9 protein-coding genes and 1 pseudogene are annotated in these 14,724 nt (G+C 61.8%); 5 read left to right on the plus strand and 5 right to left on the minus strand.

What is annotated here, in order from left to right; genetic code table 11:
• A partial coding sequence (locus KA184_08260) for a hypothetical protein (protein MBP8129563.1) occupies window positions 1-234 on the minus strand: 234 nt, incomplete at its 3' end.
• Window positions 235-862: 628 nt separating this feature from the next.
• Between KA184_08260 and KA184_08265 the strand changes: the two genes are divergently transcribed.
• A complete protein-coding gene (locus tag KA184_08265; GenBank protein ID MBP8129564.1) occupies window positions 863-4,303 on the plus strand; it encodes a hypothetical protein in 3,441 nt (1,146 codons plus the stop codon).
• 163 nt (window positions 4,304-4,466) lie between these two features.
• On the opposite strand, the gene KA184_08270 is transcribed toward KA184_08265, so the two are convergent.
• On the minus strand, window positions 4,467-5,657 hold the full coding sequence (locus tag KA184_08270; GenBank protein ID MBP8129565.1) for a 2-isopropylmalate synthase: 1,191 nt from the start codon (window positions 5,655-5,657) through the stop codon (window positions 4,467-4,469).
• A 530-nt stretch (window positions 5,658-6,187) separates the two neighbouring features.
• On the opposite strand from KA184_08270, the gene amrB reads away from it, so the two are divergent.
• Both amrB and amrA read left to right on the plus strand, forming a co-directional pair.
• On the plus strand, window positions 6,188-7,258 hold the full coding sequence (gene amrB / locus KA184_08275; GenBank protein MBP8129566.1) for an AmmeMemoRadiSam system protein B: 1,071 nt from the start codon (window positions 6,188-6,190) through the stop codon (window positions 7,256-7,258).
• Entirely contained in the window at window positions 7,251-7,850 is a 600-nt protein-coding gene (amrA, locus tag KA184_08280) for an AmmeMemoRadiSam system protein A (protein MBP8129567.1), read from the plus strand. The genes amrB and amrA overlap by 8 nt, the downstream gene beginning before the upstream one ends.
• A 57-nt stretch (window positions 7,851-7,907) precedes the next feature.
• Here amrA and KA184_08285 read toward each other — a convergent pair whose 3' ends face one another.
• Window positions 7,908-10,394 (minus strand): tetratricopeptide repeat protein, encoded by a 2,487-nt coding sequence (locus tag KA184_08285; GenBank protein ID MBP8129568.1) that lies wholly within the window; start codon window positions 10,392-10,394, stop codon window positions 7,908-7,910.
• Between the two features lie 378 nt (window positions 10,395-10,772).
• On the opposite strand from KA184_08285, the gene KA184_08290 reads away from it, so the two are divergent.
• Window positions 10,773-11,063 carry a hypothetical protein gene (locus tag KA184_08290; GenBank protein MBP8129569.1) on the plus strand — a complete coding sequence of 97 codons (291 nt, stop codon included), beginning with the start codon at window positions 10,773-10,775 and terminating at the stop codon, window positions 11,061-11,063.
• A 159-nt stretch (window positions 11,064-11,222) separates the two neighbouring features.
• On the opposite strand, the gene KA184_08295 is transcribed toward KA184_08290, so the two are convergent.
• Both KA184_08295 and KA184_08300 read right to left on the minus strand, forming a co-directional pair.
• Window positions 11,223-11,777, minus strand: coding sequence for a hypothetical protein (locus tag KA184_08295; GenBank protein MBP8129570.1), 555 nt, complete (start codon window positions 11,775-11,777; stop codon window positions 11,223-11,225).
• A gap of 93 nt (window positions 11,778-11,870) precedes the next feature.
• A pseudogene (locus KA184_08300) lies at window positions 11,871-12,194 on the minus strand (DUF1559 domain-containing protein).
• Between the two features lie 367 nt (window positions 12,195-12,561).
• On the opposite strand from KA184_08300, the gene KA184_08305 reads away from it, so the two are divergent.
• Window positions 12,562-14,724 (plus strand): PQQ-binding-like beta-propeller repeat protein (locus KA184_08305; GenBank protein MBP8129571.1); only part of this gene is annotated, 2,163 nt, incomplete at its 3' end.

Genomic DNA, 14,724 nt, shown 5'->3' on the forward strand with positions numbered 1-14,724 from the left:
CTTCGGAATCGGGACAAGACCGCGTAGAACAAGCGGCGCGAGGAGATGGCAGCTAAACCAGTTGCCCAGGTATGGAACCTTCGTCGACCGGCCGAGGCTGTGACGAAGGACCCAGACCAGATGTTCGATCAGCGTATCCTTCCGAAGCATGCCCCAACGCGGCACGGCATCGTCCGGGATGGCCCGAAGCCGCGCAACAAGCTCCTCGACGTAGTCCGTGTCAAGATGGCGCATGTTCCATTCCGATACATGGTCCCAACGGCCGCGATTCTGGTGGAGGTTACAGTCAGTATGCATCTCGTTGTACGGCACTGGTTTCGTCGTTGCCGAAACCGCGTCCGTTCACATCAATAATACTTGAAGTTGGGCACGCACCGCATCCAAGTAAGCGTTGAAGAAGCGGTTTTCTGAGTCCGCGCAACGCGCATTACTAGAAGCTATCCCAAAACTTGATTCATGCCTCTTGTAGGGGCGACGCATGCCTCGCCGTTACAAAACGCAGGCAAAGTCGCCCCGGCTCTTTCAATGGTGTCTTCATATCGAATGCGCGGTTTCGCTTGTCACACGGGTTTTGGGATAGCTTCTATTGCCATCGCCTTCCATACATAATGCTACATTCCCAACTAAACCGCGAAGTGCATGCTCTTGACAAACGGATTGCTCGGGAGTAGAGTATGATATGGTGGTTTACGGGAGAAGAAATTTCCTTTTACGTGTACTGTCACGAAATCGGGGGGGGGATGTTATGCTACCGATAATGCCGCAGTCAGGTCTCCGCCTTCCACCATGCGTCCGGAATTCGTGGGTATCAGCAGTTGCCGCGTTAGCGATTCTCCTGCTCGTCTGGGACATGAGCCCGGCAATGGCCGCGGGCCGCGCATGGGTCCAGGCGACCAGTCAGGCAGCGTGGCCCGCGAAAAGCGGCCATGCCTCCGCCGTATTCCTGGATAAGCTGTGGGTGTTGGCCGGCAAATACTCCAACAACGTCTGGTACTCCCCGGACGGCACAACGTGGTCACAAAGCACGGTCGATGTCCTGTGGCAGGGACGCAGCTGGGCGGCTTCTGCCGTGTTTGACGGGAAGCTTTGGGTGCTGGGCGGACGCCTTCGTGACATGTGGGAAGTCCAGTACCACAGCACGGCCTCGGTTTGGTGTTGGGCGCCAGGCAATGCATGGACCCAGGTGGTTGGAACCGGCGACATGTGGCCCAAGCGGGATGGACACGCAGTCGTGATTCATGACGGGAAGATGTGGGTAATAGGGGGGCTCACCTATGACAAGATTGTTTCCTATGAGACCCTGACGTACCGCGATGATGTGTACTATACCGAGGACGGGACAATGTGGACCCTCGCGACGGAGAACGCCCCATGGGCTGCGCGCACGGAACACGTTGGCCTGGCCTACGACGGCAGAATCTGGATTATGGGCGGCCGAGTCGATTCCAGCACCTTCAGGGATGTGTGGTGGTCGGTAGACGGGGCAACATGGACCAGGGCCACGTCCTCGGCGGCCTGGCACTCCAGAAGCGGAGCGACCGGCATCGTATTCGATGGCGCGATGTGGATATTGGGCGGTCAGAGCGGGGATACGCGATACGCCGATGCTTGGCGTTCCTGGGACGGCATCACCTGGACCCAAGCCCCGATTACGGTGCCGTGGACCGCGCGAAGTCTCCATACTGCCGCCGTTAAGAATGGGCGTTTGTACATCATGGGTGGTCAATCGGATACAGCGCTTCGTGACGTGTGGTATCTGGATTCCATGTTTCAAGGCATCCTGAGCGATCCGCCGCGTGCCAGAACGGGCGACACGGTTTCCATTAGCCTTGAACCTGCCGAACTCTTGACAGGGCCGCCCAGCATGACTGTGAACGGACACGATGCGGCATACGTGCAGAGCGAGGGTAATGTCCATTCGTTCACTTATACGATTCTGCCGGACGACCCGGAGGGCCCGGTTACGGTGAACGTCACCGGCGCGATTGCACTGGGTCCCGCAGAGAGCGGTCCCATTACGACGGAAGCCCTGATTGTTGACAATACCGCGCCGGAACTAATCATCAGCGACCCCTCCGTTCGCGCAACTTTGGATGGGCCAGTGAGTTATCAGGTCCGGTACTCGGAGCCGGTGTATACGACGTTGTCGCCGGACGACGTAACGTTGCACGCCACCTATACTGCCGCCGCCTCGACAGTCGAGATCGAATATCCAGATACCGGCAAGTCCGCAAATGGTCTAGACATATGGCTTCCGACGGGAGAGGAGCCGATTTTTCTCGGCAATACATCGGCCTTGACGGTGGCCATCTCCGATATATCCGGTTTTGGCCTCATGAGCATCAGCATTGCCCCGGATACTGCGGTTGACATAGTGGGCAATTCCGCTTTGGGTGCCGGCCCGAGCACCTCGTTCATCGTGGACCGGGATTCCGATGGCGACGGCATCCGCGACCTCACAGAACTGGACGCTGACCCGGATGAAGACGGTCTTCCCAACTATCTTGACCTTGATAGCGATGGCGATGAGATTCCCGACGCCACGGAAGGCATCGTTGACAGCGATGGGGACGGTACGGCCGATTTTCTCGACCTGGACAGCGATGACGATGGGATACCCGATAGTACGGAAGCCGTGACCGACGTCGATCTGGACAGTATTCCAAACTACCTGGACCTGGACAGCGACGGCGATCTCATGCCGGACGCCTATGAAAGCGTAAACGGTCTTGATCCGTATGCAGATGATTTCAACGAAGATCTCGATGGCGACGGCGTAAGCAATGGCCGCGAATTCGAGTTGGGCACAGACCCGCAGGACCCGGATGAACCGCCGGATCAGGTCTTTATCTCCCCTAGTGGCAGTGATACCGACGGGCAAGGCACGCAAGAATTGCCCTGGCAAACAATCGGAAGGGCGATGTCCGTCGCGGCGACGTTCGCCCAGGAAAGCCACCCGGTAACGATCAACCTCGCCGCTGGGGTCTATGAAGAGCAAGTGGTCTTCGTGCCCAGCGTGACTATCCGCGGCGCCGACGCGCCAACAACCGTGGTCCGCTATTTTGACCCCTCAGCTACGGAGCACTTCGTGGTCTGGGGCGCGGACAATACACGGCTCGAAAACTGCACGATCACCTTGCCTGGCCTATTCGCCAATGTTGTGGTCCTGGTGGGGATCGAAGACGTGGTCATGGAATTGGCCTCCGTGGTGCTGGACGGCGCATACAATCCGTACTCCGTGGGGGTACAAGTCAGCGGACCGGGGTCCTCGGACAGTTCAATCCACGACTGTTGGATAGCAAACGTGAATGACGGCGTATGGGCGGTTGACTCAGGCGTTGCGATTGCCCGTAATGAATTCGCCGTCATTTTCCGGTATGCCATATTCGTCCTTCCTCCCGTCAAGGACCTCAAGACGGCGGGAACACCGGCCGTGGGAGATCAGACCTTGTTGACCTCCACCGGTTTGAACCGCTTCCAGGATGTCGGTGTTGCCTGTGTATTCAATGTCAGCCCAACCTCCACCCTGGCGCAGCTGAATGATTGGGGCGCCTACACGCGCGAGGAAATCGAGGCCAAGGTCTCCGCGAATGTCGTGTTCGAACCGTATCTTGGAGAAGCGGTGGTGGATGGTTCGGTTGTAGTCCAACTTCGCGACGCCGAGACCGGCGAGAGTATCCCTGATGCCGCCTCTCCTTCCATATCTCTCGAGGGGTCAAGCGTGACGCCGTACTTCGATCTGAGCAGCGGGCTCTTTATCCTGAACGGCATTGGAGCGGGGACCTGGACCGTTGTTGCAAGCGCTTCGGGATACTATCCGCGGACAACGACGATAGTCGCTGAGGATGATGACGTTGCAGTGACGGTCATCAGTCTTCAGCCATCACAGAGTGGCGAGGGGGAAGGCGAAGGCGAGGGAGAAGGAGAGGGTGAGGGCGAGGGGGAAGGAGAGGGTGAGGGCGAGGGGGAAGGCGAAAGCTTGGCCTGTGTGGACGAGTGGCATGCGGCAGATCAAAATCAAAACAACACTATCGAGTTGACCGAGTTGCTCCGCGTAATCCAGTTCTACAACTCGGGCGGGTTCCACTGCGCGGATGATCCGGGTTCCACAGAAGACGGATACGTGCCCGGACCGGGCGCGAATATTGCATGCTGCCCGCATGACACCGACTACGCGCCCAGCGGTAGCGACTGGCAGATCGCGCTAACGGAACTGCTCCGCCTGATCCAGTTCTATAATTGTGGCTATCTCTATTGCCCCGCCGACGCCACCGAGGACGGCTTCTGCCCGTGCGCACCATAGTGGTCTTGGGCAAGATGAGATGGCTCTTTGCAGCGCAACGCTGGAGCCGCGCGCGCAGGTGAAATGACCCGACATAGTTCTTCCCTCTTCGCGTGGCGCACATGCCCGTAGGCCGCCTCGGGGCGAAAGCAAGGAATCGCCCCGAGGCGGTTGGTCTTCCGGGTCAACCCGCGGCGCGTGCGGTAATCCGCGTGTGCTCATGGGAGTGGCTGTTGGCGACATCGCGTACGATCGCGACCAGGTCTTCTTCGCTGACGGCGCCGCGAACGGCGTCGGCGCGCCGCACAAAGGCGTCGTAGACGGTGTCGAGAACCGCGCCGTCGATCACATAGCCGTGCCGGGCGGCGCCGTGCGCAACGGCGCTTCTGCCGGAGCGCGCTGTCAGCACGAAACGGTGTCCCGGGACACCGACAGCTTCGGGCGTCACGAATGCGTACGTAGCCGGGTCTTTCAGAATGCCGTCCTGGTGGATGCCCGAACTGTGCGCGAAAGCGTTCGCGCCAACAATGGCGCGGTTGGGCGGCACCGGGATGCCCGTGACCTCGGCGACGAACGCGCTGAGGGACGCAGCCTGGGTCAGGTCGACGTGCGTGGCCGCGACCTTCTTCATTGCAAGGAACGCCGCGACTTCTTCAAAGGACGTGTTGCCCGCGCGTTCGCCGATACCGTTCACCGCGACCTCGGCCTGGCCCGCGCCATGACGCACGGCGGCGATGGTGTTCGCTGTGGCCATGCCGAGATCGTCGTGGCAATGGGCCGAGACGATGGCGCGCCCCTCGACGAATGCCACGATATCCTGGACCAAAGCCCCGTATTCTTCGGGCGTCGCGCAGCCGGCCGTGTCGGCGATGTTTATGCGCGTGGCGCCCGCCTCGACGGCTGCCCACACGCATTGCCGCAGGAAGATCCGGTCCGCGCGCGTGGCGTCTTCCGCGCTGAACTCGACTTCCAATACGTGCTTGCGGGCGCGGGCAACGCTGTCCGCGATAGCGCGCAGCGCGGCACAGCGGTCCATGCGCAGCTTCTTCTCGAGATGAATGTCGGACACACCCAGCACCACATGAATTACGGGCCGCGCCGCATGGCGCAGCGCCTCGGCGGCGCGGTCGATGTCCTGCGCCACACATCGGGCCAGCGCGGCCACTTCACAATGGCGCACCGTGTTCGCTACTGCGCGCACCGCCTCGAAATCGCCCGGAGAGGACGCAGGAAAACCCGCTTCTATGGTGTCCACGCCTATACGTTCCAGCCGTTCCGCAATGGCGGCCTTCTGGTCCACAGTCATGTGGACGCCGGGTGTCTGCTCGCCGTCGCGAAGGGTGGTATCCCAAATACATACATAATCCTGTTCCATGGTCTGAAAGCTCCTATGTTCGTTCTTTTGCGTCTCTTGCGGATGCTCATGCCGATTCGCGAGTCAGGCCTGACGCAGCGCCCGGATTCGAGCCCGCCCAGACCATCGCCGTCCAGCCCCGATTCCATGGATACCACCTCCCTTCGCAATCTGGCGGCGTTCCGCGCCGGAACCGTCCGCCGGTCAGTAAGAACACAAAAAAGCCACGAACCTGAGTCCGTGGCCTCGTGGAATCTGCTGAGTCTTGCTCTGGAATTACGTCTTGGCGAGGCACAACGGACCGCTCCCGCGCAGCAAAAGCGCGAGCCGCAGTCGCAGAACCATCTTGTGCCTCGAGATAACCATGCGTTCCGTCCTTGATTGCCTTACTCTAACAGGTTGCTTTCGTGCAGGCAAACAATTGGCTCTTCGAGATTATTTCCGGGGCGCCCACCGTCGCTGACGCAAGATTCGTGAAACCGGGTAAGCACACCGGCTAATGTGCTATCCTAGCGCCCATGAAGGGGTCAAGACGCCTCACCATATCTCGCATGGTGCTCACCGTATACGCGGCGGTGTCCTTGCTGGGCGCATCGCCGGCGGTGCAGGTCAGGCCGCCTCTCGCCGCGGGACCCTTCTACCCGGCTGACGCGGCCAAGCTGCGCGAGGTGCTGCATGGGTACTTCGACAAGGCCCAAGTCGAGCCGATCAATGCGCGGCTGCTGGCGTGTATTGTGCCGCACGGCCCTTATGGTTTTGCCGGGGCGGTGGCCGCGCATGCCTTTAAGGAATTACAGCCGGGCCAGTATGATCGCGTGATCCTCTTGGCGCCGTCCAACTACGCAACGTTCCAGGGCTGCAGCGTGCCGTCCGTGCAGGGATTCGCGACCCCGCTCGGTGTGACGCCGTTGAGCGGGCCGGCCATTCGCGAGATCTGTCTTTCGCCGCTGATCACCTTGCGTTCGCTGCGTTACGATGAAGTGCCGCAGCGGCAGCAGGTACATGAGAAGGAATATGCGGTCGAAGTCGTACTGCCTTTCCTGCAGGACAGACTGGGTTACTTCGAGTTGATCCCCATCCTGGTGGGCGACCTGCTCACGGGGCGCGGCGAGTTCGATGTCAAGAAGCTGGAAGGGATTGTGGACGCGTTGGGCCGGATCATGACGGAACGCACGCTGATTGTCATAAGCGCGAACTTCACCCAATACGGCGAAGCGTTCAAGTACGTGCCCTTCCGGGACAACGTCCAGGAACGCATCAAGGCGCTCGATGAGCACCTGTTCAGCCGGATCCTCGCGCGGGATGACACGGGTATGCGCGCCTACATGCGCGAAACCCGCGATCCGGTCGCTGGCGCGAATGCCCTTTCCGTGGGATTGCGCATGCTGTCTGAGAACGCATTCGGGCGCGTTCTTGCCTACGATACCTCCGGACGCATGACAGGCATGGCGGAACCGTCCGTGAGTTATGCAGCCATCAATTTCTACGACCTCACCGCAGCGCCGCTGCCGGCCCAGCCGGCGGCCACGCCGCAACCGGCGCAAGCCCAGGAACCAGCGGAAACGGCATCCCCGGCGGCGCCGGCGGCGGAGGCAACCCCGGAGACCGCGGAACATGAATAGGACAGAAGGGCCTTTTCTGTCGGCGGAAGAGGAAAAACTGTTGCTGCGCATCGCGCGGGACAGCCTCGAAACCTACGTCCGTCGCGGCGATTGTCTCGACGTTGACGCGTATCCGTTGACGCCCCGGCTGAGCGAACGGCACGGCGCCTTCGTCACGTTGCGGCGCGGTCATGAACTGCGGGGGTGCATCGGCTATACGCAGGGCATCGAGCCGCTCGCAACCACGGTGCGGGACAACACGATCAACGCCGCCGCGCGCGACCCGCGTTTCCCGCCCGTCGCTCAGAACGAACTCCCGGAAATCACCATCGAAATATCCGCATTGTGCCCCGGGGACAGGCCCGATTCGCCGTTCATCGAAGTCGGCAACGTAAACGAAATCGTCCTGGGCCGGGACGGGCTCTACCTTGAGCACAGGGGGCCTCGGGGCGGCGGACTGCTCCTGCCGCAAGTACCCATCGAACAGGACTGGACCCTGGAAGAATACCTGGAGGGCATTTGCCGCAAGGCGGGCGCACCGCCGCGGGCCTGGGAATTACCGGACGTCAAGCTGTACCGCTTTTCCGCGCATATCTTCGGCGAGAAACGCTGACGGGGCCCGACTCTGGAATCCCGGGTTCTGGATGCCGGTGTTTTTGCTTCGCCCGCATTACCGCCCGGCAGTCGACAACAATTTCTCCCGGTTTTGCCGCGCCTGCGCATAGTCCGGGTCGCTCCGCAACGCCGCGTCGTAGTGTTCGAGCGCCTCTTGGGACTGCCCCTGCAACGCCAGCAGATACCCCAACGCATTGTGGAGCACGGGATCGTCCGGGGTTTGTTCCAAGCCCGTGCGGCACAAAAGGACGCCTTCCCCGACGCGTCCCGCGCGCGCGAGCAAGGCCGCAAGATTGGCGTAGGCCAGGCTGAAACCCGGCGCAACGCGGATAGCTTCCCGGTAGCGGCTTACCGCGCCTTCGGGGTCGCCGCGCGCCTCCAGAAGCAGCCCGAGATTGTTGTACGCGCGCGGGTCGCGCGGAGCCAGCGTGATGGCGGTCTGATACTGCGTTATCGCGTCCTCGATGCGGCCGGCCGCAGCCAGAACCCGCGCCAGGCCAAAAGCGTATTCACCGTTCTTGGGAGCATGCGCTGCGGCCTGCCGAAAATGCTCGATCGCTTCGTCCAGGCGTCCGACTGAGCCCAAGAGGTCCGCCAGATTGCTGTGCGCCAGCGCAAAACCGGGATGAGCGCGCAACGCCGCTTCGAAATGCGTCAGCGCTTCATCGACACGGCCCGCTTTCCACAGAATAAGCGCAATATCGTTGTGCGCGCGCGGGTCGTCCGGGTTGAGGCGCAAGGCCTCTTCATATGCGGCAAGGGCCTCGGTGTTTCGGTCCAGCGCGTATAACTGGCGCGCTACGTGATACTGAAGATCCTGCCGGTAGCGCGGGTGCTGATTCCCCGGGTCGGTGTCCAGCGCCGTTTTCAAGAGCCGATAGGCCAGTAGGTGGCGGTCTGCGCGGGCAAATGCATGGCCCAGTCGAAACGGCATATACGGCATGGGGTCGCCCGGCAACGCCAGCATGGCCTCCGACTCGGCGGCCGCCTGCTCGACCCTGCCGTCGCGCAGATAGGAATCGGCCCGCGCATAGTGCCAGCGGGCCATGTCCGGCTCGTAAGGCACATATTGAACGGACGCAAGCACGAACAGCCCCGCCGCGAGCGCCACGCCCAGCGCCGCGCGGCCCCACGCACCGCCGCGCAGCCATTCGATGATGCGCTGGAGGCCGTAAGCGCCGATCAGCAGGCACACGCCGTACAGCGGCGCGCGCGCGCGCGCATTCACAAAGAAAGGCAGAAAAGAGGCGAAGTAGGTTAGTATGAACGCGAATATGATCGCAGCCATCTGCGTTGGGGTGACGGGCGCGCCCGGCGCAGCGTCCGCGGCCCGGTTTCGCCGCCATTCGGCCAGGAAGAGAATCGTGCCCGTCAGGAACAACGCCGTCACCAGCGGGAAACCCGGCAGATATTTCAGCGGCGGATAATAGTCTTTTTCGCCCTGGACTACCTTGTTCTCCGTGATCTCGAGAGGCGACCAGAACAGGATGGCTTTCTTGAGCCAGAGTTGCGCCGTGCGCAGCTTGTGCGTCCTGATGTAATCGAGCGCTTTGCGCGCGAAGACCTCGGATGCCTCGGAATGCGTCAGGTCCGGCCTGCCGACTTCCTTGCCGAGGCCGCGCACAATGTTGCCGTAAAACCAGACCGAGAAATTGCCGGTTCCCTCGAGGTGCTGCAGATAGGGCGTCCATGAGGTGTAACCGTCCGCATCTTCCGCGTTTCCGATGAGCAGGTTTTCGCCGAAGTAAGTCGAGATGGGCACGAACTCGCCCGAGACTATGTAATTCCGCACCGTGACCGGCGCAATGGCGAGGCCGCACACCAGCGCGAGCCAGAACCAGGACAGCAGCATGCGGCGCCACTGGCCGCGCCGCCAAGCCACGTGGAGCATCCAGGCCGCAACGACTGGACCGAAGAGCAGGATGTTCGGGCGCATAATCGCGTACACGCCGAACATGCCGCCAAGGAGCATGGCCCGGGACGGGGCAAGCGACACGGCCCACCGGCGCAGGGCAAGCAGCAGACACGCCACGAGAAACACGAAGAGGGCGGGGTCGTTGACTTCTCCCTCGTAGTAGATAAAGCCCCAGTACGTGGCCACGAAGAAGGCCGTCAACAGCCCGGACACGCGCCCAAACACGTGGCGGCCCAAGAGGTACATCAGCACCGCGCTCGCCAGGCCAAGCGCCATGTGAATCAGGCGCGGCGCCAGATAGCTGCCTCCGGTCAAGAAGTAGACCGCCGTCAAGAAATACGCGTAGCCGGGCGGGCGATAGTACGGCGTCGTGCGAATTTCGGGGTCGATGACGTCGGGGCGAACGTCCCAGTCCCCGGAGATTATCGCTCGCGCGTGATAGTCCTGGACATCAAGGTCCTGCCGCAGTGCGCGGAAATCGGGCGCGTCCCTGATCTCCATGAGATACCATCCCCGCAGCAACGCGCCCAGGATGAGAATACCCGCAAGCCAGAGCCAGTCGCGGCTCCACGCACGCGACCTGGTCCGTTCCAGTGCGGGGTCTTGAGAAGTTCCGCCTTCAACCACTGTTTCGATGTCCTATTACATATCAAGAACACTGCACGACCGCGTCCGGAACCTTCGCCTGATGCGGCATGATAGCAAAACCGTGGCGCGCAACGGCAGAGTCGTGCTTGTGTGCGACGTACTTTGCCGGGAAGAACCCTCCCAGACAAGCAGAAACAACAACGAATGGGTTGTTCAAAGTGCCAATACTGCCGGCCAGACAGGGGTTATTATTGAATTACGCATAATGCACATTGCGTATCTCTTTGCCAAAATCCGCTGAAAAAGTTGTGGACTTTTCCCCGGCAATAGGGTATACTTATCGTTGTTGCGGGGAACTTGAGTCAGGTTCCCGCGTGTGAGGCGAAGTCTACAGTCATAATGTGGAGGTCAATACCAGTGGACAGAATCGTCAAGGTTACGCGCAGTTCGTCGGTATGGCGGTGGGGTGTCTTCGCCGCTGTGGCGCTCGTCGTGGTGGCGGGAACCGCAATCGCGACCAGTTCATCCGAATCGACGGAACAAGTGGCTCCTGCGGAAACCGTCCAGGTTGACTTAGGCGCTCTGGAGCAAGTGGACTTCAGCTCGGTGCAGGCGGTTGGCGCGGGCAGTGTTGGCGGCGCGGCTGGCGGCGGCGGCGGCGGCGCGGCGGGCGGCGGCGGCGCAGATGTGCTGGTAGCGCAGTATTAGTTTTTGCCACCGTCCCGAGTACAGAGGGGTGTGGTGTATCCAAGCGGAAGTAGCGCCGCAAGTAAATGACAAGTACCGGGCGTTCAGAACAGGAACGTCCGGTTTTTCTTTCTCTTCGCGGGGCCTGTTTCAGTCAGTCACGTGTGGGTTTCCTGCAGGTCATCCTAGACCGTAGTATCCAATCTTGAGCAGCAGGCCATTCCCGTTTTCCCCGTCTTCGAGGAGTGGGAAACGGCTGGGATAGCGCAGCGTTTCGACGTGACCGTCAAAGAACAGGACATTGCAGCCTGAGGGACTGTGGTTGAACGCCGCTGCGCCGCCTGCGAGCGCTGTATTTGAGCCTGACCCGAAGGTATCGAAGAGCGTGGGCATCTCGCTCTGCGCGGTCGCGGAAGCAGCGGGGTTATTGATGTCCGTTATGGCGTAGCGTTCGATGCCTTCCCGCAGGCGCATGACCGACGCGCCGCCACCAAATCCGCCGCCCAGAATCGCCGTATGCGGCAGTTTCTCCCTCACTTCGATGTCTTCATCCCAGTTCTTCAGGCGCACAATCGCCGTGACGGACGTCAGGCCCGCGGGTTGGACGGTGCCAAGTTCCGGCCGCGTTCCCGTGGCGTTCCAAATGCCGTAGAACTCCTCGATGTTGCGCATTGCATAGCCATGATACCAGTAGGAACGCCCAATGACCGCGGACTGAAAGTACCGCAGGCTCATATGGTCCGCGGCGCCACGCGCCGCTGCAATGTGTTCATCAAACGACCCCTCGGGCACGCGGCTGTCGTAACCCCCGCCGGCAGTGCGCGATTGCGAATCGGACGGACACAGGCATACGTTCAAGTCATTCAAGTATTCCGGATAAACAGCGGCCGCGTCCGCCGCCGCAAACACGGGCACACCCAAGTCGTTTGCAAATGGGGCAAGGGGCGGGTACTTGTCGCCGGGGTCTTCACCCGCGTACATCTTGAATGCGAGACCGATTTCCCGCAAGTTGTTCTGACAGCTGGCCCGTCGCGCAGCCTCGCGTGCGCGCGCCAGCGCCGGCAACAATATCGCGGCCAAGATGCCGATGATAGCAATCACGACCAGCAGTTCGATGAGCGTGAATGCCTGTACCCCGAGAGGGCCGCCCATATAGGTGCGGCGGTCACGACCGCGTACAGGGAGGACCATTCGCGCTTGCCGCACGGCGTTGCTCCGGTTGCTGGGGTTCCATCCATCTGCCCGTGACCTAACTTCTCCTATTCTACCGCATCGGGCAAGAATAGGCCACCGCACCCGGCCCCCAATCTGTAGATACAACAACGCCCTACCCAAGCACCTTCCCTGGCACAGGGTATCGTAGCGATTCTCAGCGCCGCACAAGGAGACTACGGCACGGCAACACCGATTCCCGGCAAAAACGTCCGTGATGGCAAAGGGAGACGGCGCACGTGGTAATCGGCTCATCCTGCCGTTATCATGTTTCTATTCGCGCGCGCAATCACGGGAGGATATACCCATGCGACCTGGCAGAAAGTGGGCTCTGGTCATATCGATCCTGACTGCACTGACAGAAATGGATGTCCGTGCCGCGGACGTGGTCTGGTCATACCGCACGCCTAACGGCAGCATTGACGCGTCGCCCGCAGTGAGCGATCTCAACGGCGACGGCAACCTCGAAGTCGTCGTCGCAACGGTGAACGGCGAAGTAGCCGCGCTCGACCGCGAAGGCCGCGAGCTGTGGCGCGTGGCGCATCCGGGCCGCATGTGCGGGGCGCCCGCGGTCGGCGACGTCACGGGCGACCCGAGTCCGGAAATACTCCTGCTCAATCGTGAAGGGGTGCTGTACTGTCTCGACGGCGCGACCGGCAACCGGCTGTGGGATTTCAAATTCGGCGACATGATCGATTGGGGCGCCACCGGGCCGGTCGTGGCGGACCTTGCACAGTGCGGCGCCCGGAACATCATCGCGTGCGACAACTCGGGCGCCGTCGCGTGTCTGGACGGCGACGGCCGCGTGCTTTGGAAACGGCAAACGGATATCGGGCATCCGCGCTGGCCCGCCGCAGCCGATGTAGCCGGCGACGAGAAGTTCGAGGTGCTCGTTGCGGGCGACACGGTCGCGCTGCTCTGCTTGTCCGCCGCGGGAGACGAGTTATGGCGCGTCGCGGGACCACTGCCGGGCTCAAGTCCACTCACAGGCGATTTCAACCGGGACGGAAAGCAAGAAATCGCCGTGGGGCTTGGCGCGTCGCTGGCGCTGCTCGGCAATGACGGAAGGACGCTCTGGTCGCTGCCGATGAAAGGGGAAATCGATTCGGCCCTCAGCGCGGCGGACGCCGACGGCGACGGCAGCGTTGAACTCTACGCCGCGGATCTTAGGGGCCATGTGCTCTGCGCGTCGGTCGATGGCGACGAATTGTGGACGGGCAATGCGGTGGAACGCGTCCGCCGCTCCCCGACCATCGCCGACGTGGACGGCGACGGCAAGATGGAAATCCTCGTCGCGGGTTACAGCGGCGTGTTGTATGTCTACGCCCCCGGCGGGAGTCTCAAGGAAAGCATACCGTTGCCGGGCGGCGCGACCAACAGTTCGCCCATCGCCGCCGATCTGGCGGGCGACGGCGCGCCCTGCGTCATTTGTCCGACCAATGCGTCGCAGATGCCCGTGCTTCGCTGGGCGCAAACGACGGGGACTGGCACAAGCGAGCGAGTCCCCGAGCGAGACGTGCCTGTCCCCGATCTTCCAAAAGTTCTCTTCGGCGAGTATCGCGGCAACGCCGCACGCACCGGCACGCTTCCCGTCACGGACGACATTGGGGCGCTTGTGATCGAGCAACTCGATTTTGGTGATGGCTACGTCGGTTCAAATGAGTTTCGCGCGGTCATCGGCAATCCCGCGCGGCACACGCTCACATTGTCGCTCGAAGTGCGCTCGAAGGACCGCGAACCCTGGGCCGCCAGGACGGAGTCGTCGCACGACCGTCTTTCGGCGTCGCTGCAGTACATGCTCACCGGCGACCGCACCGAAGACCTCGAATTCGTATGCACGGTGACCGAGGGCGCGCGTGTGCTGCTCCGGCGCACACAGCACGTGTTCCTGGTGCCGTTTCGCAAGGAGCTGGCCGATCTCCGGCAAGCGATTCGCAACGCCGAGGACTTCTTCGCGCGCATGGACGACACGCGCGGCCTTGTCGAGCGTACCGCTTACATCAAGGGACTTGTCCCCGGCCTCATCGAGCGCGCGGACGCAGCGGGCACGGGTCCGGTCACCGAACGGCATGCCCTGCGCGACGAACTGCGCGCGCTGGTCGCCGAAATACGCAAGGTCGTGTGTCTGGCGCGGTGTGCGGTCGAGAAGTGCGAGCCGGGCACGCCCGTCTTCGTGTGCGCGGCGAATCCCTGGGCGCCATTCGGCGGTATAGACGAATTGATCGAGGGCCGTTTCGGTGTGGACGGTTCAATCGAGGCATTTCACGGCGAAAGCGAGGCAGCGGCGTTCATTGTATTCAATTTGAGCGGCGAAAGCCGGCAATTCCGCGTCGAAATCACGACGCCGGAACCGCTGCCCGCCGGATTGAAGGTTTCCGGCATCGTCAGCATTCGTGAAGTTGTCGACGCGCCGACGCAGGCGCATGACAACGCCGCCGACGCGCTGCCGAGGCTCAATGAGGCCGCGCTG

It is taken from the genome of Candidatus Hydrogenedentota bacterium (assembly GCA_018005585.1).
Lineage (GTDB): Bacteria > Hydrogenedentota > Hydrogenedentia > Hydrogenedentales > JAGMZX01 > JAGMZX01.

Coding starts and splice junctions, on each gene's coding strand:
- amrB (MBP8129566.1), top strand. CDS start 6,188: ATGGTGCTCACCGTATACGCGGCGGTGTCCTTGCTGGGCGCATCGCCG.
- KA184_08265 (MBP8129564.1), top strand. CDS start 863: ATGGCCGCGGGCCGCGCATGGGTCCAGGCGACCAGTCAGGCAGCGTGG.
- KA184_08270 (MBP8129565.1), bottom strand. CDS start 5,657: ATGGAACAGGATTATGTATGTATTTGGGATACCACCCTTCGCGACGGC.
- KA184_08295 (MBP8129570.1), bottom strand. CDS start 11,777: ATGAGCCTGCGGTACTTTCAGTCCGCGGTCATTGGGCGTTCCTACTGG.
- amrA (MBP8129567.1), top strand. CDS start 7,251: ATGAATAGGACAGAAGGGCCTTTTCTGTCGGCGGAAGAGGAAAAACTG.